Below are 24,020 nucleotides of genomic sequence, written 5' to 3'. Positions count from 1 at the left end.
CCTAGCGGAAGCCGATGACGCCGTCGTCGTCGAGCGAGCCGCTGATCCGGCTGCCCGTCGTCGTCGCGGTGTCGAACAGGCCGCCGTCGACCCGGTATCCGCTGGACGTGCGCTGCTGGTCTTCGCCGGCCCCTTGTCCTGCTCCGGCCGCGCCGCCGCCCATCATGCCCATGCCGCCCATCATCCCCGCACCGGCCGCGGCCGGATCCTGGGCGCCCCCTCCCGGAGCGGAACCGAGCCCGGACGACGTCGAGGGAGCAGCCCCGCCGCCGCCGGTCCCGGCCGGATCCGACGTGTCACCGAGACCGTTGTCCCCGCCCTCGAACGGGTCGCTCAGCGACTGGGCCGTCGTCGATTCGGAATCGCCGTCCCCGGCCGCCGCCACCGGTTCGGCCTGCTGACCGGGCGCGGGTGCTCCACCGCCGGCTCCACCGGACGTGCCGTCGTGCGAGCGAACAGCCTGCTCTTCGACAGGCGCCGCCGCGGCATGCCTTCCGGTCGGCTGCGGTGCGGAGTCGGGGCTAGCGTGACGGCCACCTGCGGACTCGTCCTCGCCCAACGTGTACTTCGACGGCTGTCCCGAGCCGTCGTCGACGGTCACCAGCGTCGGACCGCCGGGACCGTTCGGCCGTTCCGCGGTGATCTTGAGGCCACCATCCTCGATGTGGATCTTGCCGTCGGGGCCAGGAGTCGCCGGCGGACGCTGTTCGGCGCCGTCCCGGGGCGCGGGTCCGCCCGCCGCGTCCGGCGTGGCCTTGCCGTCGCCGAAATCGAGGCCGTAGTCCTTCACCTGGCCGGTGCCGTCCTCGACGGAGATGCCCATCTTCCCGTCGGCGCCGGGCTCGGCCATGGAGATCTTGCGGTCGCCCTGCTCGACCGTCACCGGCTCCGGCCGCACGGTGTCCTTGATCGCCTCACCTGTGCGGGGGTCGATCGGATACGGCTCACCGGTGGCCGGGTCGATGTCGAGCGGCTTGTCCGTGACCGGGTTCTTCTCCTGGCCGGGAACTTCGGGCTTTTCCGGCTCCGGGAGCACGGTGTTGCTCGGCGTCATGCGCCCAGCGCCACCACCGGCCGACGGACCGGCACCGCCACTGCCACCGCTGGCGGGCGGGCCGCCACCGCCCTTCTCGACCGGCTTTTCGACCGGCTTCTCGCCGCCCGTTTCCGGGGTCTTGCCCAGATCCGCGAACGGGTTCTCGACCACCTGGCCGAGCGAATCGAAGTACGCCTTCCACGCGCCGTTGATCGCGTCGCGCGTGTTCTTGCACACCAGCTGGAAGTTCTCGATGTGCTTGCCGAACCAGCCGAGGAAGACGTTCTTCAGCCAGGCCACCGCCTGAGGTTTGAGGATCTCGTCGATGGTGCTCTGGTCGATGTCGCCGGCGTCGTCGTTGAACGCGTCCTTGGCTTCGATACTCAGGAACTTGATGCAGTGGATGATGTCGTTCTGGCTGCACGAGCCGTCGGCGATGCGGATGATCCGCTCGATGTCCTGCGCCGTGGCACCGTCGATGTTGTCGGTGAACCACTTCTGCAGCCACTCGACCTTTTCGCGGCAGAACCTGCCCACCGAGGCGGTGGTGCGCAGCAGCCCGTCACCCGCGGCCTTGAACGCCTCGGCGACCAGACCGGTCTTGTCCGAATAGGCCTTCTGGTAGGCGCGTGCCTGTTCGGCGGCGGCGCCTTCCCAGGTGCCGAGCGAATTACCCAGCTTTCCGGAGACGTCCTGCGCGGACCCGGTGACGGCCGTGCCGACCGCGGTCAGTTCCTCCGCGCTCGTCTTGAAGAGGTTGAACGGGATGTTGTCCTGCTCGTGGTACAGCCGCTGAAGCTCGGCGAGGGAGACCGCCGCTCCGCCGCCCGCCAGGCCCAGCGCGCGGACGTAGAGCGGGTGGAAGATCTCGTAGACCTTGAAGCCCGACAGGCCGGGGACCATGATGTCGTTCGAATTCGCGCAGCCCGGATCGGTCTCGGTGGCGCGCCCCGCGATCTCCTGGGTCTTCGCCGCGTCCCGGTTCAGCGCGTCACGATCACCCTGCCGCCCCGCGGCCTGGTTCGCGTCGTACTTCTCGTGCGCGGTCTTGTAAGCCGTCTGGACGTCTTCGAGGTAGGCGTTGTTGTCACCGATGTCGCTCTCGGTGATCCAGTCACCGTTCATCGACTTGATGTAGTCCCGGAAGCCGTTCCGCTCGGCTTCGCTGGCGAACCCACAGCTTTCCGGCGTCTCGTCCTCGATGTAGTCGATGTAGTTGAGGGCGAGCTCGCGTTTGGTGTCGCGATCGATGTTCGGGTCGTTGAGGATCTTCTCGACTTCGGCCCGGCTGGGAATGTCGTGCCCGGTGTCGCCACCGACGTCCGCGAGAGGCATCAGTGCTTCCTCATCTCGGCGGCGTTGGAGTCCTCATTGGACTGGTAAAGGTCCTTGGACGCCGCGAGCTTGCGGCCGAACTCGTCCGACGCCGCGAGATAACTGCGCGCGCATTTCGCCAGGCGCTGGATGCTCGCGGAGTACCCGCTGAAGCAATCCCCGTGCGCCGGGCCGAAACTCGCCGCGCTCAGGTTGATCTGCTCGACCGCCCCGATCGGTCCTTCGCAAGCCTGCTTGGGCAGGTCCTGCAGGACCTTGGCTGCCTCGTTCAGCTGCGCTGGATCGACCTTGTGCCCTTTACCGGCCACCGTCACCCTCCCCTAGGTATCCGCACACGGAATGTACCGGGCCGGTAACCCCAGCGCAGCGACTTGGGGAGATCGTGAGGGGGCTTACGAGGCGGAGGAGACGACTCCGGCGAGCCGGTCCGCGGCCGCCTGTGCGGTGTCGTGCGCGGTGGCCTCGACCATGACCCGGACCAGCTGCTCGGTGCCCGACGGGCGCAGCAGGACACGGCCTTCCTCGCCGAGTTCGGCCTCGACGGCGCCGACGGCGTCGCGGACCGCGGCGGAGACGGCGACCGCCGCCTTGTCCGCGACCGGGACGTTCACCAGCACCTGCGGGAGGCGGTTCATGACCGCGGCGAGCTCGGCGAGCGATTTGCCGGTCGACGCCATGCGGCTCATCACACGCAGCGCGGTGAGGAGGCCGTCGCCGGTGGTCGCGTAGGCGGGAAGGACGACGTGGCCCGACTGCTCACCGCCGAGCGCGAACCCGCTCGCGCGGAGCTCCTCGAGGACGTAGCGGTCGCCGACGGCGGTGGTGACGAGGTTGATGTCGTGCGCGCGCATCGCCAGGTGCAGCCCGAGGTTGCTCATCACGGTCGCGACCAGCGTGTTCTTCGTCAGCTCACCGGTCTCGGCGAGGGCGAGCGCGAGGACGGCCATGATCTGGTCGCCGTCGACGAGCTCACCCGCGGCGTCGACGGCGACACAGCGGTCGGCGTCGCCGTCGTGCGCGATCCCGAGGTCGGCGCCGTGCTCGACGACGGCGGCGCGCAACGCCTCCGGGTGATTCGACCCACAGTGCTCGTTGATGTTCACGCCGTCCGGGTCGGCGTGGATCGCGACGACCTCGGCGCCGGCCTTGCGATACACCTCGGGGGCGGCGAAGGAGGAGGCGCCGTTCGCGCAGTCGACGACGACGCGCAGGCCCGCGAGCGGGTGTGGGGTGGCCGACAGCAAGTGCTCGATGTAGCGGTCACCCGCGTCGGGGACGTCCTTCACCCGGCCGACGCCGGTGCCGGTCGGGCGGGTGACGGGAGCGGCGAGACCGGCTTCGATCTCGTCCTCGATCCCGTCGGGAAGCTTGTGGCCGCCCGCCGCGAAAAGCTTGATGCCGTTGTCGGGCATGGGGTTGTGGGAGGCGGAGATCATCACGCCGAGGTCCGCTTCGAGTGCGCCGACCAGGTAGGCGACGGCGGGCGTCGGGAGGACGCCGAGGCGGAGCACGTCGGCGCCCGCGGAGGTGAGGCCCGCGACGACGGCGGCCTCGAGCATCTCGCCGCTGGCGCGCGGGTCACGGCCGACGACGGCGACCGGACGGTGCGAACGGTCGTGGGCAGCGAGGACGCGGGCGGCGCTGGCGGCGAGCGAGAGCGCCAGCTCCGGGGTCAGCTCCTCGTTGGCGAGGCCTCGTACGCCGTCGGTACCGAATAGACGAGCCATCTGTCGACCTCCTTGAAAAACCACCACGACAACCTAGCCAGTCCCCCTGCCTGCCCACCCGCGCCCCGGCTTCGCCTTTAGCGGGCTAAACGCGACGCGCGCGACTTTAGCGGGCTAAACGTGACACGGGTGGGGCGTATGGGGCGGGTGTGACGGGTGGGACTGGGGGCGAGCGGGGACCGAGGGACCCCGGAAACACGGAAGCGCCCATCCGAGAGACGGATGGGCGCTTCCGCGGGTTGCGCCAGAGGCGCGATCAGCGCTTGCTGTACTGCGGAGCCTTACGGGCCTTCTTGAGGCCGTACTTCTTCCGCTCCGTGGCGCGGGCGTCACGGGTCAGGAAGCCGGCCTTCTTCAGGGCCGGGCGGTCGTCGGCGTCGACCTCGACGAGCGCACGGGCGATCGCGAGACGGAGCGCGCCGGCCTGGCCCGAGATCCCGCCACCGTGCAGGTTGGCGAAGATGTCGAACGAGTCGGGCTTGTCGACCGTCACCAGCGGCTCACGGATGAGCTGCTGGTGCACCTTGTTCGGGAAGTACTCTTCGAGCGTGCGGCCGTTGAGCTTGAACTCACCGGTACCGGGAACGACGCGCACCCGGACGACGGCTTCCTTACGACGGCCGACGGTCTGGGCGTTGCCACCGGCGGCACGCGACGGGCGCGGGGCGGCGGGGGTCTCGCTGGTCGCGACGGCGTCGCCGACCGGAGCGGTCTCCGTGGTCGCGACAGCCTCGACGGCCTCGGTCTCGGTGCTGGTCACAGACTGTTCCTCACTCACTGCGCGACCTGCGCGATCTTGGTGATCTCGCGCGCCTGCGGCTGCTGCGCGGCGTGCGGGTGCTCGGCACCGGCGTAGACCTTGAGCTTCTTCGCCTGGGCGCGGCCGAGCTTGTTCTTCGGGAGCATGCCCTTGACGACCTTCTCGAGCAGGTGCTCGGGCTTGGTGTCGAGCAGTTCGCCGAAGGAGCGCTTACGCAGACCACCGGGGTAACCGCTGTGCCGGTACGCGAACTTCTGCTCTCGCTTGTTACCGGTGAGCGCGACCTTCTCGGCGTTGACGATGATGACGAAGTCACCGGTGTCCACGTGCGGGGCGTAGGTCGGCTTGTGCTTGCCGCGCAGCAGCGTGGCGACCTCGGTCGCGAGCCGGCCGAGCACGACATCCTCGGCGTCGATCACGTGCCAGGCACGAGTGACGTCGCCGGGCTTGGGGCTGTACGTGGGCAAGGGTCTACCTCGTCGTCAACATTGCGTGTGGGTTCTGTGCGGGCCTAGCGCTTACGCGCCGCAGCGCACAACGACATATGAAGATACCCCCACGCCCGACCCTACTGCGAAGCGGGGGTCGGTCCGGGGTCCCATACTAGGACCGGCGCCCGGCGGGCGCCCCGCAACTGTACCCCGCCGGTGTGGCGGAACCGCCCACGGCATCGTCCTTCGCGGGAGAGGATGAGACGATCCGGACGCGCACCGCGCGCGGGGACTCGATCAGGGGAACGGCGATGAACAAACGTCCAACGACCATCTTGTGCGTGCTGAGCGCCGTGCTGGCCCTCACCACCGCCTGCGGCCAGGGGCGGGCGGGCACCGCCGTGCCGAAGGGTGACGACGCGGCGACCTACGTCGGCACGAAGTTCGAAACGGCGATGAACAAGCTGCAGGACACCATCGGCCAGCAGCGCGACGTCACCAGCGAGTCGGGCGCCTACTTCCGGTTCGACGAGAAGTACATCCGCAGCACGATCTCCTCGGCCCGCACCGGTTCGCCGGAAGGCCGGGTCAGCCGCCAGCGCTCGCAGAAGAACCCGGACGACAGCATCGACTGGTACACCCCGGCCGACGGGACCGTCGAGTACGTGTACCTCGGCCCCGTCTACAAGAGCCTCGCCCCGACTCCGTGGGTCTCGATGCCGAAGTCGGAGGCCGGGCTGGCGATCCCGTGCGCCTGGGTCGGGATCATCACCGCCTGCAAGATGGCCGACGCGATCGCCGTGTCCTACAACGCGGACAAGAAGATCGTGAAGGGCGCCAAAAGCCTTCCGGAGAACCGGATCGAGCTGACCGCGGACGTCCCGTTCGGGAAGTTCATGGAACGGCGGGTGGAGATCCTGCCGCCGTCGATCAGCGGGGCGGTCACGGCCGAGATGAAGAAGGCGCCGGTGCGCACCACCGTCTCCCTCAATTCGGACGGGACGCTGAACCAGATCGTGATGGACGCCAAGATCGAGGGCGGCGGGCACAAGATCGAGCTGCGTTACGACTTCCGCTTCACCGGCAAGGCGAGCGCACAGGACCTGCCCAAGCTGCCCGACGCCTCGCAGATCACCGTGCTGCCGGACAAGGCGGCCAAGGACGATTTCAACCGCCGCTTCAGCGAGTTGAAGGGCGTCTGAGCCGTGGCCCGCTTTCGTCCCGACGCCGTGAAGTTCCCGAAGTCCCGAGGTGACCACCGATGAGCCAGCCCCCCGAACAGCAGCCACAACAGCCGCAGCAGTGGTGGCAGCCGCCCGCCAATCCCGGGAACCAGCAGCAGGGCTGGCAGCAGGAAGGCCAGGCCACCGGACCGCATGCCGGACAGTGGCAGCAGAACGACCCGAACGCGGCGACCACTGGTTCCTACACGGGACAGTGGCAGCAGCAGCCCGGCGTCACCGGCTCGTTTTCCGGGCCCTGGCAGCAAAGCGGCGCCCCCGCGCCCGGAACGGCGTGGCAGCAACCGCAGCAGCAGCCCATGCCGCAGCAGCAGGATTGGCAGGCACAGCAACAGATTCCGGGCACTCCCCCGCAGGGACAGTACGGCGGCGGGTTCCAGCCCGCCCAGTCTTCCCAGTACGGCGGACTCGGCGCTTTCGGGGCGGAGCCGAAGAAGCCCAAGGCGTCCAAGAAGACGTTGCTGATCGGCGGGATCGCGGCGGCCGTCGTGATCGCGGGCGGCGTCGGCGCCTGGCTGCTCGGCGCGTTCTCGGGCGACACGCTCGACCAGAAGTCGGTCCAGGACGGCGTCGTCCGCGTGCTCAACGAGCACTACGGGGAACCGGACGTGAAGAACGTGTCCTGCCCTTCCGGCCAGCCGGTGGAGAACGGCACCACGTTCGACTGCTCGATCGATCTTTCGGGACAGCAGAAGAAGGTCACCGTCCGCGTGCTGAACACCAGCCCGGAGTTCGAGGTCGGCGCGCCGCACTGACCCGCCACGGGACGAGAAAAGCCGCGACGGATCCCGTCGCGGCTTTTCCTTTGACACAAACGAAACGGCGGGCTCGGCATCCGAAGATGCCTGCCCGCCGTTGCTCGTTCGGAGCCGGAAGACTCAGAACAGGCCGGTGACGCCCTGTTCCGTGGCCTGGTAACCGTCGGCCAGCTGCGGCAGCACGCCGGCGACCTGCGCGAGCAGCTGCTTGAGCTCCTCGAACTTGTTGTCCCACTCGGTCTGCGCGGCGATGTACGCGGTCTGCGCGTCACCCTGCCAGGTGTTGACCAGCGGAGCGAGGTCGCTCTTCAGCTGACCGAAGAGGGACTCCAGCTCGCCACCGGTGTTCTTGCAGTCGTCGGCCGCCGCGTGGATCGTGGCGTAATCGACCTTCATCTCGCCCATGAATTCCTCCAGTGATTAAGAAAAGTCTTTGAATGTTGCGGGGTGGAGCCAGATCAGCCGAGGACGCCGAAGCCCTTGTTGACCGAGTTGATGAGTTCCTGCTGCTGCTGCTCGGAAGCGTTGTACTTCGAGCCGGCCTGCTCGAGCAGGTCACCGATGTTCTGGAGGGCCTGGTTGAGCCCACGGCCCGCCTCGTCGAAGCGCTTCATCACGTTGTTGAACGCGATCGAGGCGTCGCCGGTCCAGCCCGCGCGGGTGGCCTCGATGTTGTCGCGAAGCTTGCTCAGGTTCTGGTCCATCGAAACGCGAACCTCGGTCACCCGCTTCTCAGCCTGGGTGAACTGCTCGACATTCCCCTGAAAACCGCCAGCCATGGGAGCTACCCCCTTCGTTCGTGGTTATCCGTACTTGGTGAAGTTCGTTTGGTACGGACCTACGACGGAGACACTGCCACGTCTGGTTCCCTCTTGTCGCTCGTTGGTTTCAAGTAGTTGCTTGCGTTAACGCTCCCGGCGGGAACCGAACGCGGGAACTCGGCGCGCGCGCTGCGTTTCCCGCGGAGAAAATGGCTCTCACCACGCGATTTAGCGAACGCACACAGGCGGCTCAATCGCCGCGGCTCATGATTCGCGACTGCGAAAAGTCCTCGTCGTCGTCACCCACACGTGGCCGTCTGGGCGCCGGTTCTGGCCGAAGGGGAACCAGGTCTGCCGCTGAGGGCAAAGCGGGAACCGGAAGACCGGCGCCCACGCGGAACCGTTTCGCGGCGTTGCGGACGGCGTCGGGGGTCGGCGCGGTCTCGCCGCCCGCGAGCCGTCCCTTGCCGAATTGCTTGGCCAGTTCGGCGTTCTCGCCCCGGCGGCGTTCGTAGCGCGCCTTGGCCGTGCGGGCGACCTGCCGCGCATAGGTGACCGCGTCGCGCCCTGTGCGCGCGAAGTGTTCGGCGGCGGTCTCGGGTTCGGGTGGCATGTGCCTCCCCCTTCAGTGGATGACCACCATCGTCTTGACGACCTGCTCGCAGGCCGCGCTCACGCGTTGTTCCAGCGGTGAGCCGGTGCCGTACTGGCACCCGATGTGGACGCGAGTCTTTCCCTGCACGACGACGTACCAGTCGACGCGCGCGCTCGGTTTGGTCTCGCGGTAGTAGATGACGGTCTTGCCGGCGTACTGCGCGGCGCCGTTGAAACCGCTGTACTTGTGCGGCTCCAGCCGCGCCAGCGCGGCGAGTTCGTCGACGAGCTTCTGTCTGTCGGCCGTCGCGTCGTAGTCCATCACGTTCTCTTGGGCGACCACGAGGTCGTCACCGGTGAGCGATTCGCTGGGGTGGATCACCACCTGACGCTTGGCGACGCGGTCGTCGGTCTGTGTCCAGTCCGGCGGCGCGATGAAGCGGTAGTCGTACTGGGCGAGCGTGCGGCCCTCCGGCTCGGCCTCCCCGCTGTTGACCGCGAAGAGGATGCCTCCGACGGCCGCCGCGACGGCCACCACGGCCCCGGCGATGATCCAGGGCAGCTTCTTGTTCTTCCCGCCGCTCTCGGCGGCCTTGGGCTCCCGGGCGGGTTCACCCGGCCGCCACGGCGGCGGTGCCGCTATCCCCTGCTGCCCCATCGGAGGCGACGGCGGCCCCTGCCGCGTCGCGTTTAGCGGGCTAAACGCGCTCTGCGGGGGTGGGCCGGGCGGGAACGGGGGGCGCGGGACCTCGGGACGCCGGTCGGCGGGAGCGGGCATGGGGCCACCACCGGCCCGCGAGACCGCGGAACCGGCGAGGGAACCCGTCCGGTCCGGGTCGATCAGCACCGCGCGCAGGGCACCGCGGGCGACCACGGTCTCCGGCTGGTCCAGGGTCGTCGGTACGACACCGGTCCGCTCGTGCACCAGCCGGGACACCATCGGGATCCGGCTCGACCCGCCCACGAGGAAGATCGCCGTCAGCTGCTTCGGCCGCAGCCCGGAATCGCCGATCGCGGCCACGGTCAGCTCGACCGCGCGGCCGAGCGGGCCCGCGATGAGCCGCTCGAGGTCTTCCCGGGTCACATGCGCGTCGGCGAACGGCGGCGGCATCGGGACGTCGGTGTACGCGTGCCGCGAGAGCGTCTCCTTCGCGCCGCGCACGTCCTGCCGCAGGACGCGGCGACGCCGTCTGTCCGTGAGCTCGCGGCCCTCGACGAGTTTCCGCCACTCCGGCGGATCGGCCGACGACACCAGCGAACCCACGTGCTCCAGGAGCGCCTGATCGACGTCCGCTCCCCCGAAGCTCGGATCGCCCCGGGTGGCCAGCACCTGGAACCCTGCGCGTTTAGCGGGCGAACTGCGATCCGCCGGGCTGCCGGGCATGCGCTGGACCACGGAGACGTCGACGGTGCCACCGCCGAGGTCGAGGACCGCCAGCGCGTCGCCGGGACGGCCGCTGAACTCGACGGTGCGTTCGGAATTGAGGTCGGCCGGGGCGAACGTCGCCGCGTGGTAGACCGCCGCGGCGACCGGCTCCGGCACGAGCGCGACCTGACGCGCTAGCCCGCTCGCCGCCTGCCGGAGCAGCCGGGTGCGGGTCGCGCCCCAATCGGCGGGATGGGTCAGCACGAGCAGCTCGACCTCGGCGTCGCCGGCGAGCCGCCGGGCCTCGGTCACCGCGCGTTTCAGCACGGCGTGGACGACGTCGGTCACGCGCAGGACGTTGTCGCCCAGCAGCAGATCGCCCTCGTCGATCCGGCGCTTCGGATTCGGCTCGTAGCGCGACGGATCCACCGCCGCCTGCCGCTCCGCCTCCTGGCCGACGAACAGCGTCCCGTCCGGCGCGGCGTAGACCGCCGACGACATCAAGGGCTGCCCGTCCACCACGACGACCTGCGGCTCGCGGCCGTTGATCGAAGCGACTACGCAGGTGCTCGATGTCCCGAAGTCCACCGCTACCCGCACTGTCACAAGCCACTCCCGCAGATCATCGTCGTCACCCCACGCCCGGCCCTTGCCTCACCTGGTTCCGCGGGCGGTCAGTCCGGCTGGATCCACGAGACCTGCATGAGCTGCTTGCCGTGCTTCCGGGTCACGAGGTTGCCTCGGCCCGGCGGCATCTGGCTCGGCTTCACGTTGGCGACGAGGTTGCCCTCGTCCCGCGAGCCGTTCATGACCATACCGGGCGCCGCGATCTCCCTGAGCTTGCCGAGGATCGGGTCGAACATCGCCCGGCTCGCGCCACCACTGCGGCGCACGACGACGATGTGCAGACCGACGTCCTTCGCCTGCGCGAGGAATTCGGCGAGCGGCTTCAGCGGGTTGCTCGTCTGCGTGGCGACCAAGTCGTAGTCGTCGACGATGACGAACAGCTCCGGACCGGTCCACCAGGACCGGGTCTTGAGCTGTTCCTGCGTGACGTCCGGACCGGGGAGGCGCCGGGTCATCGACCCGTGCACGTCCTTGACCATGCTGTCCAGCTGCGCGGCGGACACCGCGTAGCCGAGCAGCTGGTCTCCACCGACGAAACCGAGCATCGTGCGCCGGTAGTCGACGAGGATGATGACCGCTTCCTGCGTCGTGTACCGCTCGGTGATGCCCCTGGTGATCTGACGCAGCAGGTTCGTCTTGCCCGACTCGCCGTCCGCGAACGCGTAGAAGTGCGAATCGGCCGCGAAGTCCAGGTAAATGGGCTGGAGGTCTTCCTCGTTGACGCCGATCGGCACCAGCTTCGTGTTGCGCTTGGTGTCGATGGACAGGACCTCGTCGTAGGTGACCATCTCCGGCAGCAGGCGGACCTGCGGCGCCGGGCGGCCCTTCCACGCGGCCTTGATCTTCGCGACCGCGTCGGCGACGCCGGCGGCGACGTCGTCCGGGTTGCTCGATCCGTCGATCCGCGGAAGACCGGTCAGCAGGTGCAGCTTGTCCCTCGTGAGACCACGGCCGGGACGCGCGGCCGGGACGTTCACCGCGACCCGGCGGTCGATGTCCGACTCGCTCGGGTCACCGAGGCGCAGCTCGAACCGGGAACCGATCATGTCCTTGATCGCCGGACGGATGTCCGCCCACCGGTTCGCCGCGATGATGACGTGCACACCGTAGGAAAGACCCTGGGTGGCGAGCTTGGTGATCGAGGTCTCCAGCTCGTCGAAGTCGTCCCGCAGCGCCTTCCAGTTGTCGACGATCAGGAACGCGTCGCCGAAGGCGTCTTCCTCGGGCTTGATCTCGCCCCGCCGCTTGCGGTTGCGGAACTCGTTCATCGAGTCGATGCCCATGGCACCGAACCGGCCTTCCCGCTCGGTGAGCAGGGTGGTCAGCTCGGCCACGATCCGGCGGGCCTTGTCCGGCTCGCGCCGGGCGACGGCGACGCCACCGACGTGCGGCAGGCCCTGGAGACCGGCCAACGTACCGCCACCGAGGTCGAGCGCGTAGAACTGCGCTTCCTCGGGGGTGTGGGTGAGCGCCATCGACATGATCAGCGTCCGGAGCATGGTCGACTTGCCCGACTGCGGACCGCCGACGATCACACCGTGCCCGGCGCCACCGGAGAAATCGGCCCACAGCAGGTCACGACGCTGCTCGTACGGGCGGTCGACGATACCCATCGGCACCTGGAGCCGTCCGTTGCCGAAGAACCCGACCGGGGAAAGACCGCGGTCGTCGGTGGGGTTCAGGTTCGGCAGCAGGGTGTCGAGCGAGTTCGGCTCCTTGAGCGGCGGCAGCCAGACCTCGTGCGCGGGCGGGCCCTGGCCGATCAGCCGGGACACGATCACGTCGAGCTCACTGGGCTCGACGGCCTCCTCCGACTTGGCCTCTTCCACCGGCGCGGCCTCGATCTGCTGCGGCTCCGGCTCCTTCGGCAGTTCGACGAAGTCCGGGACGAACAGCTGCGGGCGCTTGTCCGCGCGGACCACGGTCGCGACCGGGCCGGCGGCCTTGATGCCCGCGGGCCGGTACGGGCCCGAGACGTACGAAGCCTTGAAGCGGACCAGCGTCGAGGTGTCGTACTTGAGGTAACCGCCACCGGGCACCGACGGCAGCTCGAACGCGTCGGGCACGCCGATCGCGGCACGGGATTCCGCGGCGGAGAAGGTCTTCAGACCGATGCGGTAGGAAAGGTGCGAGTCGAGACCGCGCAGCTTGCCCTCTTCCAGCCGCTGCGACGCGAGGAGCATGTGCATCTGCAGCGACCGGCCGAGACGGCCGATGGCGACGAACAGGTCGATGAAGTCCGGCTTGGCGGCCAGCAGCTCGGAGAACTCGTCACAGACGATGAAGAGCGCGGGCAGCGGGTCGAGGTCGGCGCCGTTCTCGCGGGCCTTCTCGTACTCCCAGACGTTCTTGAAGTTACCGCCGTTCTTCAGCGCCTCCTGGCGCCGGTTCATCTCGCCCGCCAGCGCGTCCTTCATGCGGTCGACCAGCGTGACCTCGTCCGCGAGGTTGGTGATGACCGCGGAGACGTGTGGAGCGGCGTCCAGGCCGAGGAACGTCGCACCACCCTTGAAGTCGACGAGGACGAAGTTCAGCGTGCTCGACGAGTGCGTGGCGAGCATGCCCAGCACCAGGGTGCGGAGGAACTCCGACTTACCGGAACCGGTCGCCCCGATGCACAGGCCGTGCGGGCCCATGCCCTCCATCGCGGCTTCCTTGATGTCCAGCTCGACCGGCTGGCCGTACTCACCGACACCGAACGGGACGCGGTAGCGGTCTCGCACCGGACGCGGCCGCCAGGCCTGCTGCACGTCGAAGGTCATCGGGTCGCCGGGGATGCCCAGCAGTTCGAGCAGACCGGGGTTGGACAGCAGCGGCTCTTCCTCGGCGGCGTCCTGCGCGGCGGTGCCGACGCGGTACGGGGCGAGGAGCCGGGCCAGTGCCTCGGACTCGACCACGCTGAGCGTGTCCGGGCGGCCGAACCACTCGACGCCGCCGGCGCTGCGCGCGCCGAGGCGGTCTTCCTCGACGACCAGCCGCAGGCCACGACGGGCCGCGAGGTTGCTGATGGAGTCGGAAAGGTCGATCAGGGTGACGCCGACCAGACCCTCTTCGAGGATGATCTGCTCCTCGCGGGTGACCTCGGCGTCGTCGACGATGATGACGACGTGCGGCTGGTCCGGGGCGGGCGTCGCGTTGCGGGAGAAGCGCTGGCGGTCACGGAGTTCTTCGTCGAGCCACTGCTCGATCTGCGCGAGGGAACCCGCCATCATCCGCAGCTGGCCGATACCGTCGGCGAGCGCCGGGTGCTGGGCGTGCGGCAACCACTTCGCCCACTCCCACTCCTCCTTGGCGCGGCCCGCCGTGGCGACCGCGATGAGGACGTCGTCGGGGCTGTGGAAGGTGACCAGCTGGGCCAGCATCGCCCGGGTGAGGCCGCGGGTGAGGCCGCGGTCGCCCTGCATGCTGACCGCGGCGAACCCGCGGAGCGTGATCTGGGTCGGGAGATCCGGGACGATCGAGTGCGCGCGGACGAACCGGCGCAGGGCGAGCGTGGCGATCGGCTCCAGCTCGTCGACCGGGCCGGTCTGCGGCGGCACCAGCCGCGTCGCGAGGCGGTGCGAGCTGCGGCCGACGCGGAGGTGGAGGAAGTCCTGGTCGTTCTGGCGGCGTTCCCACATACGGCGGCTCGCGGCCAGCGACCACAGGGTCTGCGGGTCGGGGTGGACCCATTCGAGAGCGGCGCGCTGGTCGACCATGGCCTCGCGGGCCCTGTCGCGCATCTGGCCGAGGTAGCGCAGGTAGTCCTTGCGGTCCTCGTCCATCTCGGCCTTTTTGGCGCCGCCGCCCTTGCCCGCGCCGCCTGCCATCATGCCGACGGTGCTGAGCACCATCATGCCGCCCATCATCATCATCATGGGATTGCGTCCACCGACGGTGAACATGAAGACCATCATCCCGATGGAAGCGACGATCATCACCGCCGGAAGCAGCTTCATGATGATGTTGCCCGGGATGGTGCGCGGCACCTCAGGCGGCGGTTCGAGATGCACCTCGCCGCCCGGCGGCCGGGGCGCCGCCAGGCGCGGTGACTTCTTGAACTGCAGCGTGCTCATCGAAGGACCCCTCTTCAAACTCGACGATGGCGGCCACCGTTGGTGCGCGTACTGGTGCGCGAGACAACCTATCGAACGTGACCGACGAAATCCGGACAACGCCGAGAACGGCCCCGACCGGGACCATACGCACGCCAGGAGTGTAGGGCTCCGGCTCCGCCGACGTGCGTTTAGCGGCCTAACTGCGATCCGGCGGCCCAGACGCCCGACGTGCGTTTAGCCCCCTAATCGCGATCCGGCGGTCTGGGCCCGCTGAGGCGCCAGGGCTCCGGCGCGTCACGATTAGCCCGCTAAAGTCGACGCGCCGGCAGCCGGTGAGCGGGGGCTCGGAGGTCGCCTCTCTTACTTTTGCCGGTCTTTTTCCGACAGTCGATGATGTGGGCACCCGGGTTCGGTATAGGTTCCCCCGGGAGCAGACTCTCAGGGCAGGGGGAAGGCAGTGGCAACGGGCACGACGGTATTCAGCAGGGTGACGGTGGTCGCTCCACGCACCCGGATCGACGTGGCTTTGCCGGCTGACGTCGCGGTGGCGGACCTGCTGCCCATGCTGTTGGAGATGGCGAAGGAGGCGACGCCGGACGGTGGCGCCCGCCACGGCGGCTGGGCGCTGGCGAAGCTGGGCGACGCGCCGCTCGACCCGAGCCGGACCCTCGCGTCCCTCGGCGTGGTCGACGGCGAGCTGTTGCAGCTGCGCAAGCGCAACGAGAACCCGCCGCCCCCGCTGTACGACGACGTCGTCGACGCGATCGCCGAGTCGTCCCCGGACAGCTTCCGTCCGTGGACCAAGGAGACGGCACGCCGTTTCGGGCACATCGCGGGCGGCCTGGCGCTGTTCTTCGCGGCCCTCGCGCTGTTCACCAGTGGCTCGCTCTACGGCGGCAACGCGCTCGCCGCGGCGATCGCGGGCGGTGTCGGCACGATCGCGTGCGTCGCGATCGGCGCGACGCTGGCCAAGGCCTACCAGGCCGAGGCGACCGGCGTGCTGATCGCCGCCGCGGGCGGTCTGCCGCTGGCCTTCGTCAGCGGTTTCTACATCGTGCCGGGGCTGTCCGTGTGGGCGAATCTGCTGCTCGCGAGCGCCCTCGTGATCATCGTGGCGGCGGTCTGCATCCTCGTCATCGGACACGGGATCACCACCTTCATCGCGGCCGCGACGACGGCCACGATCTCGGCGCTGACGTTCCTGGCCGCGACGCTCATCGACACCCCGATCGCCGGGATCGCCGCCGGCGCCACCGCGTTCTCACTGGCCTGCATCTCGCTCCTGCCGCGCGCGACGATCAAGCTCGCGGCCCTCCCGACGCCGCACGTTCCCGGCAGCGCCGAAGAGCTCAAGGAAGACTCGGGCTTCCCTGACTACCGCGCCATCGAACGCCGCACCGCGGTCGCCCACGAGTACATGACCGGCCTGCTGACCGGCTGTGGAGCGGCCACGGCGCTGTTCGCGATCATCTCCTCGACTTCTCCGACCGTCTTCGGCCCGATCCTCGGCGTGATCGCCACGCTGGTCCTGCTTCTCAGGGCACGGGCGTACGCGAACGGCGCGCAGGCCATCGCCCTCCTGACCACCGGCATGGCGTCCGGTGCGGGCATCCTGCTCGGCTGGATGTGGTCGGCGAGCCCGCTGAACCGCGTCCTGTTCGTGTTCGGCGCGCTGCTGCTGATCGGCGCCGCCGCGCTCGTGGTCGGCGTGATCTTCCCGAACCAGCGCTTCTCGCCGCCGCTGCGGCGGACGGTGGAGATCTTCGAGGCCATCTTCATCGCGACGGTGCTCCCGTTGGCGCTCGGCGTCATGGATCTCTACACGACGCTGCGCCACCTCAACTTCAAGTGACGACCCGATCGGATGATGCTCTGATGGCCGTAGCGCGGAAGTCCAGGGGGACGCGCGTCCGCCACCTCGGCCTCGCCGGACGTACCGGAACGGTGCTGCTGGCGGCCGGGATCGGTGTTCTCTCGCCGGCGTCGGTGGCTCTTCCCGCGTGGGCGCAGCAAAGCAGCATCGCGCCGGACGCCGGAGGCTACTACGCGACCCCGCCCCGGGTGGACCCGTCCAAGAAGCCTGCCGACCCGGGCAAGCCGGACAAGACCTACGAGAAGAAGACCGAGTGCGTCCAGCGCAGCAAGCTCGGCGGCGACCAGGTCGACATCAAGAACCGGCCATGGGGCCAGGAATACCTGCAGATCGAAAAGGTGCACCAGCTGATGCGCGGTGCCAAGCAGTCGGTCGGCGGGGGTATCAAGGTCGCCGTGATCGACACCGGCGTGTCCGCGCACCCGTACTTCGGAGGCCGTGTCGAATCGGGTGGTGACTACGTCGCGACACCCGGTGGAGGCAAGGCGCCGGGGCTCGAGGATTGTGATGGTCACGGCACCGAGGTGGCGGGCATCATCGCCGCGAACCCGCCCGACGCGAGCATCGGGTTCCGAGGGGTGGCGCCGGACGCCACGATCCTGTCGATCCGGCAGTCCAGCCAGAACTACGAGGAAGTGGAGAAGAAGGACGAGCCGCCGGTTTCGTCCAACAACCCGGCTCCCCCCTCCTCGTCGAACAATCCGGGTTCGCAGCTACCGCCGTCCTCCCAGGGGAACGGTGCTAGCGGCGGAACATCACCGGGCCAGGACAAGGGTGGACGGCAGCAGGAGCAGGGCAAGACCGCGGGCACGCTCACCACGCTCGCGCAAGCAGTGGTCCGGGCCGTCGACCGGGGCAGCAACGTCATCAACATGTCGGTCGACAACTGCCGCGCGGCCACCGGCACCATCACCCCGCGCGAGCAGGAGCTTCAAGCGGCGGTGAACTACGCCGTCAATCGCAATGTGGTGGTCGTCGCGGCGGCGGGCAACGTCGGCGACAAATGCCCGCAGAACGACCAACCGGACCCCAAGACCCCCAAGACGATCGTCACCCCGCCTTGGTTCTCCGAAGACGTGCTTTCGGTCGCGGCGATCGACGACACCGGAGGCGTCGCGGAATTCAGCGTCCACGGGCCGTGGGTCAGTGTCGCCGCTCCGGGCACCAAGATCATCTCGCTGGATCCGGCCGAAGGGTCCAGCAGCCTGGCCAACCTGACCATCGAGGGCGGCAAGGACCCCGGTCCCATCCAGGGGACCAGCTTCGCCGCACCGTACGTCGCCGGCGTGGCCGCGCTCGTGCGCCAGAAGTTCCCGGAGCTGAACGCGCGTGAGGTGATGAACCGGATCAAGGCGACGGCACAGCACCCCGCGGCGCCGGGCGGGCGGGACAACTTCGTCGGCTTCGGGGTCATCGATCCGATCGCGGCGCTGACGGCGATCGTGCCGTCGGAGGCGGACAAGGCCAAGCCGGTCCAGCTGCCCGCGAACCTGCCGCCCGCGAACGACCGTGACCCCGCTCCGATGATCGTCGCGCTCGCCGGAACCGGCGGAGGCCTGGTGGCGCTGCTCGTCACGCTGTTCGTGGTGCACTCGGTCCGCCGCAACCGGCCGGCCACCTCCCCGGGCCGCAAGACCCCGTAGGACCTGCGTTTAGCGGGCTAACTGCGATCTGACGCGAACTCGTCTCCGAGCCGCCCAGATCGCGGTTAGCCCGCTAAAGTCGCTCGGCCTGGGCGCCTACTTGGCCGGCTTGGGCTTCGGAGCAGGCTTCTCGTCTTCGCCGATCACGGGCGGGACGACCTGGCCGGGCTCACCGACCACATCGGACGGTTTCGAGGCGGGCCGCGTCTTGGACTGGTGAGCCGTCTGGCCCCCACCCATGCCGCCCATCCCCATCATCGGCGCCATCCCCATCGGCATCATCGCCGATCCGGCCCCGGCGGCCCCGTGCCCTTGAGCCGGAGCGGCCTGAACGGGCGCGACCTCCGGGACCAGCGCCTGCCCTTGCTCGATCAGTGGTTCCTGCGACCCGGTCTGCCTGCCATCGGCCGCCGACGGCGACGTCGACTGATCCTCGGACGCCGCATCGGAATCCGCCTCAGCAGAGGCTTTGTCGGGCACCGGCGCGCCCTGCGCCTCGGAATCGTCGTGAAGCTTGAACTCGTCCTGCGGGTACCGGTGAGCGATTTCGATGCTCCGCGAGCCCGCGTCGGGATCGTCGACGCCGTCGCAAAACCGCACGAAACCCTCGAGGACGTTGCGAGCGGCTTCATAGAGCGCCTTGGCCGACTCCTGTGCCTCCTCCAGCTGGGTCCGCGCCCGCCGGACACCACCGACCGGCAGCATCGCGGTCTCGGAGGTCAGTTCGGCCGTGTCGACCAGGACCTCGACGAGGTCGGTCAGGATGCGGCGGATCGACAGCACCAGCTCGTCGAGCGAGCTCGCCAGCGTGGTGAGGGCGTCTTCGACGTCGGAGCCCGCGGCGTGGATGTCCACGATGTACGCGACGAAGGCGTCAGCGTCCTTGCCGGACCACCCGGCGTCGAGACGCCCGAGGTCCTCCGACAGTTCATTCGAGACGTTGCCCGCGGTCTTCGCCGCTTTCCGGAGCAGGTCCGCCTCGGCCTTCAAGTCCTCCCAGCGCCCAGCCAGCGGGGTCAGGTAGGTCTCGACCGGATCGATCAGCCCCAGATGGCCGGACAGCTCCGAGACGAAGGCGAGATGCGGCGCCGCGGCCTCGATCAGCTCCTCACCTCCCGACCCCGTCGCGTTTAGGGGGCTAAACGCGATCGGGGGCACCTCGGGAGCCGCAGCGCGTGCGGCCGCCATCGGGTGCGGGATGGAATCCGTCGGGTTCTCAGATTCGGCGATCATGCGGTTCAGAGCTCCACTGCGCGCTTGATCGTCTGCGCGGCCTCGTCGTCGTGCCCGGCGTGCCGCGCGGTCACCGTGTGCAGGGCCTCGGACGCCGACCTCAGCGCGGCCGCGCCTTCCACCAGCTGACGCCGGATGGCCTCGGCAGCACGCCCATAGGACGCGCCGAGGCCCAATTCCTCCCCCAGTGTGCCGTGGGATTCGACGGTGACGCCCTCACCTGTCACCTCCGCGGCCGCCAGGTCGAGCTCTCCGGCGGCCGCGTCCACCCGTTTCGCATAGTCACCGACGACGTCGCCGTCGATCTTCAGGCCGGCCACTGCACCCTCCACTCACCCGATTCCGCTCGGGCGTTGAGACGCTCGCGCCGTCCGGGAGGTTCCCGTGATCAGTTACCCGCCGGAGCCTGCTGCGACTGCGTGACGACCGAACCGGCCCTGTCGTCGATCGGCACCGTGTCGAACGTCCGGAGCACGTCCTGCGTGTTCAGCGACGCGCCGGTGGGCAGGATCCTGATGATGGACTCGGGCGCGGGCACCCGCTTGTTGAGCCCGATCGAATCCGCCGTGACGGCGTCGGGGACGCCGTACCGGATCCCGCGATCGGAGATCAGCTGGATCGGCCCCTTGTCGAAGGTCTCCTTGCCGGTCGCCGACTGGACGACCGCCGCGAAGCCGGGCTCCATGTAGAAGCTGTTGATCGGCGCGCCGACCGGGCCGGGGGTACCGATCTTGACGCCGGGCGCGGATCCGTCGGCGTTCCGGCCCTTCGGCAGCTTGTCGTCGACGAACACGGCCGTGTGCGCGTCCCGGGAAGCGCCTTCGCCGGTGATGGACCAGCTCAGGCAGGAGACCCGGGAGCCCTGGGTCGCGTTGAGCACCGTCGGCACCGTCTGGGGGTACGCGTCGAGCGCGACGACCTGGGAAACCCGCGTGAGGTTGCGGATCGCGGCCAGCGGCACGGACGTGACCGAGGTGCTGCCGTCGTTCTTCCCGGTCTTCACGATGTCCGCGACGGCGGGCGAGATGGCCTGGATGCCTTCCCTCGTGATGAGGTAGAAGTCCTTCCGCCCTTCGGCCTGCTCCGTGGAGAACACGTCACCGACCTTCATGCCTTCGATCTCGTAGCTCGGGCTCTCGCCCTTGCCCGGGACGTCCGGGAGCTTCAGCTCCGGCACCTCGGGGATCGCGTCCAGCAGGCCCTGCGAGATACCGCGGGGCTGATTGGGCAGCTTCAGCGCGGAGCGGACGGAGTCGGCGTCCGGCTGGATCTCGGCCTTGACGGCGTTCGCGTTCCGGACGTTCGGGTCCGGCTTCTGCCGGTAGATCAGGTACTCGCGGCCGTTGGCGCCCTTGGCCAGCAAGGCTTCGTTCTGGCCGAGTTCCCGGCTCCCGAGCTGCTTCACGCCCGCGTAGACGGTCGTCTCCGTCTTCGTGAGGTCCGGCTGAGGCACGGACGGGTCGTACATGACCTCGTCGCACACACCCCAGTCCGGGGCGACGCGCTGGGTGTCCGTCGGCATCAGCTGCGGGCCGTTCGGAATACCCATGAGTTGGCCGCGGGGGATGTTCTTCAGCTGTTCATCCGAGACGACTGTGGGGTTCTTCACTTCGGAGGCCTGTGTGGGCCCGGAAGGCTTGGCACCCGCCTGCTGCGCCCCTTGTTTCGACTGCGCGATGATCAGCAGCCGCGCGGAGGCGAGGTTGAAAGTCGGGATCAGTTTCTTCGGGTTCCCGGCCACGACGTAAACCGTTCCGGACTGCTCGCCGATGACGATGTTGCCCGCGTCCGGCACGGACGGCTTCGGGCTCAGCAGGCCCCAGATGACGAAGACCAGGACGCCCAGCGCGGCCAGCACGACACCCACGATGGTGGCCCGCGTGTGCGTGCGCATCGGGTCGTGGAGCATGACGGCGTCGCGACGGACCAGCGCGGATTGCATCCGTCGCAGAACGAACTGATAAGCCTGAACTTGAGACTTAGTAGTCGGTGTTGATGGCATTCTCGACCTACAGTCCTCCCCGTCGCGGTACGGTTCCGCAGGATAGCCGTACGGGGACCGTCTGGTGTGGGGTTTCTACCAACTCCAGCTAGTGTCAAGTTCCTCGGGACCGGCTTTCCGGGTACGCAGCAAGCACGAGGGGAAGAGAAAGCGCGGATGTCCGTCACCACTCCTCCACGTCCGCCCGGCCCTCCGGGGTCGCAACCTCCTGGTCGTCCGCCGGGACCGCCGCCCAGGCCCGGCAGACCGGGTGGTCCGGGCGGCCCGGCCGGAGGCCCGGGAGGTCCCGGTGTTCCTCGTGGTCCCGGGGGCCCAGGTGGCCCTGGAGGGCCTGGCGGACCGCAGGGTCCTGGCGGCCCCGGTGGTCCAGGAGGGCCCAAGGGCCCAGGCGGACCCGGTGGCCCGGGGGGCCCCGGAGGACCTGGTGGGCCAGGCGGCCCGGGCGGCCCCCCGTCCGGCGGCCCCGGCCCGCAGTCCGGCCCGCCGCCCGCTCCGGCGGCACGGATCGCCGCGCCCGCGCGACGCCGCACCGGCGGGATCAACCTCGGTCCGCTGCCCGTGGCGAACCTGGTCGTGCTCGAACTCGGGCTGGCGATCGGCCTCGTCCTGCTCGCGATCGACATGAAGCTGAAGTACGTCGCGATCGGCGTGCTCGCGTTCGCGCTCATCATCGCGTTCCTGCGGTGGGGCGGCCGTTGGTTCACCCAATGGGCTGGCCTCACCATGCGGTACACGTTCCGTTCGCACGATCGGGTGGCGAATCCGCTTCCGCCGAGCAGCATCGAGTCGCTCGCGGCCGAAGAGGACGCCGTCACCGGTCCCGACGACGCCCGCGTGAACCTGCTTCGCCTCGCCGTCCCCGATCTCGTCGTCGCGCACGGCGTGGATCACGAACGCCAGCAGGTCGGTATCGCGTGGAACGACGGAACGTGGACCGCTGTCCTGCTCGTCGAACCCGCGCCCGCGCTGATCACCCAGGCGGGTGGAGCGCCGAGCCTGCCGTTGTCCGCGCTCGCGCCGTGCCTCGAAGACCGCGGCGTGGTCCTCGACTCGATCCAGATGATCTGGCACTGCTATCCGGGCAGCGCCGCGCTTCCGTCAGACTCGCCCGCCCTCAGCTCCTACATGGAGGTGCTCGGCCCGCTCCCCGCGGCGGCGCGGCGGACGACGTGGGTCGCCATCCGGCTCGACCCGCGCCGGTGCCCGGCCGCCATCCGCGAACGCGGCGGCGGCGTCGTGGGTGCGCATCGCGCGCTGATCGGCGCGCTCTCGCGGGTGCGCAACGCCTTGGAATCACAGGGCGTGCCGACCCGGCCGCTCGACCCGGACGAGTTGCTGCGATCCAGCATTTCGGCCGCCGAGCTGACGGCGGTCGCCGGCTCGCAGGGGAAGGTCGGTCTGCAGGAACGCTGGACCGGCGTGACCGCTGCCGGTATCGGACACGCGAGCTACGCGATCACCAGCTGGCCGAAGGGCAAGATCAGCGGCAGCCTGAACGCGCTGACCAGTGTCCGCGCGCTGTCGGCGACGGTGGCGATGTCGATTTCGCCGTCCGCGGACGAGGGCAAGATCGGCCTGCGGGGAATCGTGCGCTTGAGCGCGCGGAACCCGCGTGAACTGGACGCGGCCGACCAGCGGCTGCAGGGCATCTCGGACCGGCTGGGTGTGACGCTGACGCCGCTGCGCGGCCTGCAGATCTCCGGGTTCTCCGCGACTTTGCCGATCGGAGGCACGGCATGAGCACCCGCATGCGCGACGCCGGCCAGAGCGCCGGTGTCGCCCCGGAATTCACCGTCGACCCGGCGATGCTCGACGCGATCAGCCCGTCCGGCGATCGCGGCGGGATCGTTCTCGGCTCCGGGCTCAAGGGCGAGCCGCTGACGATCTCCGCGCTGCGCTCGGCGCCGACCCGGATCGTGCTGGTCGGTGGCCTCTACCTGGCTCGCCAAGTGGCGCTGCGGGCGATGGCGGTCGGAGCGTGGGTCGTCGTCGCGACCGGGCGTCCAGCCGCGTGGCAGGTGCTCCCTCAGGCCGCGGGAACCCAGCCGAACGGCAGGCCTTCGCCGCTGGTGCAGATCCGGCGGCTCTCGCCGGTGGACCTTCCTCGGCCCTCCGAGGACGCGCCGCTGCTCGTGGTGACCGATGGTGGCCCGACGCCGCAAGACCTGTTCCCGCCGCGGTCGCCGTGGCAGACGACGGTCTACGTGCTGCCGTATCTGCACCCGCAGGCCGGGGCGACCGCGAACGCCGCCGACCTGGTGCTGATGCAGCGGCTCCCGCCGGGACAGGCTGAGCTGGCCGCCCGGATCTGGCGGCTCCCGCCCCAGATGATGAAGCAACTCACGACGCTGAAGGACGACCAGGTCGTCGCTCTGGGCCGGAACCTGTGGCGCCCTCTTCGCCTGGTCACCACGGCGAAAGAGCAGCAGATCCTGGGCCCCGTGCGCCGCGGCGACTAACCCACCCGCGTCGACTTTAGCGGGCTAATCGTGCTCCGTGGGGCACCGTCCTTTTCGGACGGTGCCCCCTTTGCGTCTTGCCCGCGTCGCGGTTAGGCCGCTAAACGCGATCCGGGGCGCGAGGTTCGTCTGTCAAG

The 24,020-nt window shown here is 69.3% G+C and carries 19 protein-coding genes; 6 read left to right on the top strand and 13 right to left on the bottom strand.

What is annotated here, in order from left to right:
* Window position 1: 1 nt before the first annotated feature.
* From ACZ3HL_RS20565 to rplM, 5 genes are all read right to left on the bottom strand, one after another.
* The gene (locus ACZ3HL_RS20565) at window positions 2–2,371 is read right to left on the bottom strand and encodes a hypothetical protein (protein ID WP_465532844.1); all 2,370 of its coding nucleotides are present in this window, start codon (window positions 2,369–2,371) and stop codon (window positions 2–4) included.
* On the bottom strand, window positions 2,371–2,679 hold the full coding sequence (locus ACZ3HL_RS20560) for a type VII secretion target (protein WP_126736594.1): 309 nt from the start codon (window positions 2,677–2,679) through the stop codon (window positions 2,371–2,373). Before ACZ3HL_RS20560 ends, ACZ3HL_RS20565 begins: the two co-directional genes overlap by 1 nt.
* An 84-nt stretch (window positions 2,680–2,763) precedes the next feature.
* A complete protein-coding gene (gene glmM, locus ACZ3HL_RS20555; protein ID WP_465532842.1) occupies window positions 2,764–4,098 on the bottom strand; it encodes a phosphoglucosamine mutase in 1,335 nt (444 codons plus the stop codon).
* Window positions 4,099–4,354: 256 nt separating this feature from the next.
* Window positions 4,355–4,858 carry a 30S ribosomal protein S9 gene (gene rpsI, locus ACZ3HL_RS20550; protein ID WP_034304312.1) on the bottom strand — a complete coding sequence of 168 codons (504 nt, stop codon included), beginning with the start codon at window positions 4,856–4,858 and terminating at the stop codon, window positions 4,355–4,357.
* Window positions 4,859–4,872: 14 nt separating this feature from the next.
* Window positions 4,873–5,325, bottom strand: a complete 453-nt coding sequence (rplM, locus tag ACZ3HL_RS20545) for a 50S ribosomal protein L13 (protein ID WP_005166833.1) — start codon at window positions 5,323–5,325, stop codon at window positions 4,873–4,875.
* A gap of 275 nt (window positions 5,326–5,600) precedes the next feature.
* Between rplM and ACZ3HL_RS20540 the strand changes: the two genes are divergently transcribed.
* Together ACZ3HL_RS20540 and ACZ3HL_RS20535 are read left to right on the top strand one after the other, a co-directional pair.
* Entirely contained in the window at window positions 5,601–6,491 is an 891-nt protein-coding gene (locus tag ACZ3HL_RS20540; protein ID WP_465415311.1) for a hypothetical protein, read from the top strand.
* Window positions 6,492–6,550: 59 nt separating this feature from the next.
* Window positions 6,551–7,285 (top strand): DUF4333 domain-containing protein, encoded by a 735-nt coding sequence (locus tag ACZ3HL_RS20535; protein ID WP_465415313.1) that lies wholly within the window; start codon window positions 6,551–6,553, stop codon window positions 7,283–7,285.
* 123 nt (window positions 7,286–7,408) lie between these two features.
* Here the strand turns inward: ACZ3HL_RS20535 and ACZ3HL_RS20530 are convergent, their stop codons facing one another.
* From ACZ3HL_RS20530 to eccCa, 5 genes are all read right to left on the bottom strand, one after another.
* The gene (locus ACZ3HL_RS20530) at window positions 7,409–7,693 is read right to left on the bottom strand and encodes a WXG100 family type VII secretion target (protein ID WP_219146111.1); all 285 of its coding nucleotides are present in this window, start codon (window positions 7,691–7,693) and stop codon (window positions 7,409–7,411) included.
* Between the two features lie 53 nt (window positions 7,694–7,746).
* Window positions 7,747–8,067: a WXG100 family type VII secretion target gene (locus ACZ3HL_RS20525; RefSeq protein ID WP_091597926.1), complete on the bottom strand. Its 321-nt coding sequence runs from the start codon at window positions 8,065–8,067 to the stop codon at window positions 7,747–7,749.
* A 232-nt stretch (window positions 8,068–8,299) separates the two neighbouring features.
* Complete coding sequence (locus ACZ3HL_RS20520) at window positions 8,300–8,662, bottom strand: hypothetical protein (protein WP_465415316.1); 363 nt, start codon at window positions 8,660–8,662, stop codon at window positions 8,300–8,302.
* A 12-nt stretch (window positions 8,663–8,674) separates the two neighbouring features.
* Window positions 8,675–10,615 carry a type VII secretion-associated protein gene (locus ACZ3HL_RS20515; protein ID WP_465532840.1) on the bottom strand — a complete coding sequence of 647 codons (1,941 nt, stop codon included), beginning with the start codon at window positions 10,613–10,615 and terminating at the stop codon, window positions 8,675–8,677.
* A 68-nt stretch (window positions 10,616–10,683) separates the two neighbouring features.
* Window positions 10,684–14,691, bottom strand: coding sequence for a type VII secretion protein EccCa (gene eccCa / locus ACZ3HL_RS20510; protein WP_465532838.1), 4,008 nt, complete (start codon window positions 14,689–14,691; stop codon window positions 10,684–10,686).
* A gap of 469 nt (window positions 14,692–15,160) precedes the next feature.
* Between eccCa and eccD the strand changes: the two genes are divergently transcribed.
* Both eccD and mycP read left to right on the top strand, forming a co-directional pair.
* Complete coding sequence (gene eccD / locus ACZ3HL_RS20505; RefSeq protein WP_465532836.1) at window positions 15,161–16,525, top strand: type VII secretion integral membrane protein EccD; 1,365 nt, start codon at window positions 15,161–15,163, stop codon at window positions 16,523–16,525.
* Window positions 16,526–16,548: 23 nt separating this feature from the next.
* A complete protein-coding gene (gene mycP, locus ACZ3HL_RS20500) occupies window positions 16,549–18,189 on the top strand; it encodes a type VII secretion-associated serine protease mycosin (RefSeq protein ID WP_465532834.1) in 1,641 nt (546 codons plus the stop codon).
* Between the two features lie 96 nt (window positions 18,190–18,285).
* Here the strand turns inward: mycP and ACZ3HL_RS20495 are convergent, their stop codons facing one another.
* The 3 genes from ACZ3HL_RS20495 to eccB all read right to left on the bottom strand — a co-directional run bounded on the left by ACZ3HL_RS20495 (window position 18,286) and on the right by eccB (window position 21,424).
* Window positions 18,286–19,422 carry a WXG100 family type VII secretion target gene (locus ACZ3HL_RS20495; protein WP_465532832.1) on the bottom strand — a complete coding sequence of 379 codons (1,137 nt, stop codon included), beginning with the start codon at window positions 19,420–19,422 and terminating at the stop codon, window positions 18,286–18,288.
* A gap of 5 nt (window positions 19,423–19,427) precedes the next feature.
* Window positions 19,428–19,742, bottom strand: a complete 315-nt coding sequence (locus ACZ3HL_RS20490) for a hypothetical protein (RefSeq protein WP_034304288.1) — start codon at window positions 19,740–19,742, stop codon at window positions 19,428–19,430.
* Between the two features lie 68 nt (window positions 19,743–19,810).
* A complete protein-coding gene (eccB, locus tag ACZ3HL_RS20485; RefSeq protein ID WP_465532830.1) occupies window positions 19,811–21,424 on the bottom strand; it encodes a type VII secretion protein EccB in 1,614 nt (537 codons plus the stop codon).
* A 558-nt stretch (window positions 21,425–21,982) separates the two neighbouring features.
* On the opposite strand from eccB, the gene eccE reads away from it, so the two are divergent.
* On the top strand, window positions 21,983–23,164 hold the full coding sequence (gene eccE / locus ACZ3HL_RS20480) for a type VII secretion protein EccE (protein ID WP_465415332.1): 1,182 nt from the start codon (window positions 21,983–21,985) through the stop codon (window positions 23,162–23,164).
* Window positions 23,161–23,883 (top strand): hypothetical protein, encoded by a 723-nt coding sequence (locus ACZ3HL_RS20475; protein WP_465415334.1) that lies wholly within the window; start codon window positions 23,161–23,163, stop codon window positions 23,881–23,883. The genes eccE and ACZ3HL_RS20475 overlap by 4 nt, the downstream gene beginning before the upstream one ends.
* The last annotated feature ends 137 nt before the right edge of the window (window positions 23,884–24,020 follow it).

The sequence above is a fragment of the Amycolatopsis sp. NPDC000009 genome (assembly GCF_055563465.1).
This window is presented reverse-complemented; position numbering and strand designations above follow the sequence as displayed.

Excerpts from the sequence above, each read along its gene's own strand:
- ACZ3HL_RS20475 (WP_465415334.1), top strand. The coding sequence starts at position 23,161 with ATGAGCACCCGCATGCGCGACGCCGGCCAGAGCGCCGGTGTCGCCCCG.
- ACZ3HL_RS20530 (WP_219146111.1), bottom strand. The coding sequence starts at position 7,693 with ATGGGCGAGATGAAGGTCGATTACGCCACGATCCACGCGGCGGCCGAC.
- eccCa (WP_465532838.1), bottom strand. The coding sequence starts at position 14,691 with ATGAGCACGCTGCAGTTCAAGAAGTCACCGCGCCTGGCGGCGCCCCGG.
- ACZ3HL_RS20525 (WP_091597926.1), bottom strand. The coding sequence starts at position 8,067 with ATGGCTGGCGGTTTTCAGGGGAATGTCGAGCAGTTCACCCAGGCTGAG.
- ACZ3HL_RS20495 (WP_465532832.1), bottom strand. The coding sequence starts at position 19,422 with ATGATCGCCGAATCTGAGAACCCGACGGATTCCATCCCGCACCCGATG.
- ACZ3HL_RS20535 (WP_465415313.1), top strand. The coding sequence starts at position 6,551 with ATGAGCCAGCCCCCCGAACAGCAGCCACAACAGCCGCAGCAGTGGTGG.
- ACZ3HL_RS20565 (WP_465532844.1), bottom strand. The coding sequence starts at position 2,371 with ATGCCTCTCGCGGACGTCGGTGGCGACACCGGGCACGACATTCCCAGC.
- glmM (WP_465532842.1), bottom strand. The coding sequence starts at position 4,098 with ATGGCTCGTCTATTCGGTACCGACGGCGTACGAGGCCTCGCCAACGAG.
- eccB (WP_465532830.1), bottom strand. The coding sequence starts at position 21,424 with ATGCCATCAACACCGACTACTAAGTCTCAAGTTCAGGCTTATCAGTTC.
- mycP (WP_465532834.1), top strand. The coding sequence starts at position 16,549 with ATGGCCGTAGCGCGGAAGTCCAGGGGGACGCGCGTCCGCCACCTCGGC.
- ACZ3HL_RS20540 (WP_465415311.1), top strand. The coding sequence starts at position 5,601 with ATGAACAAACGTCCAACGACCATCTTGTGCGTGCTGAGCGCCGTGCTG.
- ACZ3HL_RS20520 (WP_465415316.1), bottom strand. The coding sequence starts at position 8,662 with ATGCCACCCGAACCCGAGACCGCCGCCGAACACTTCGCGCGCACAGGG.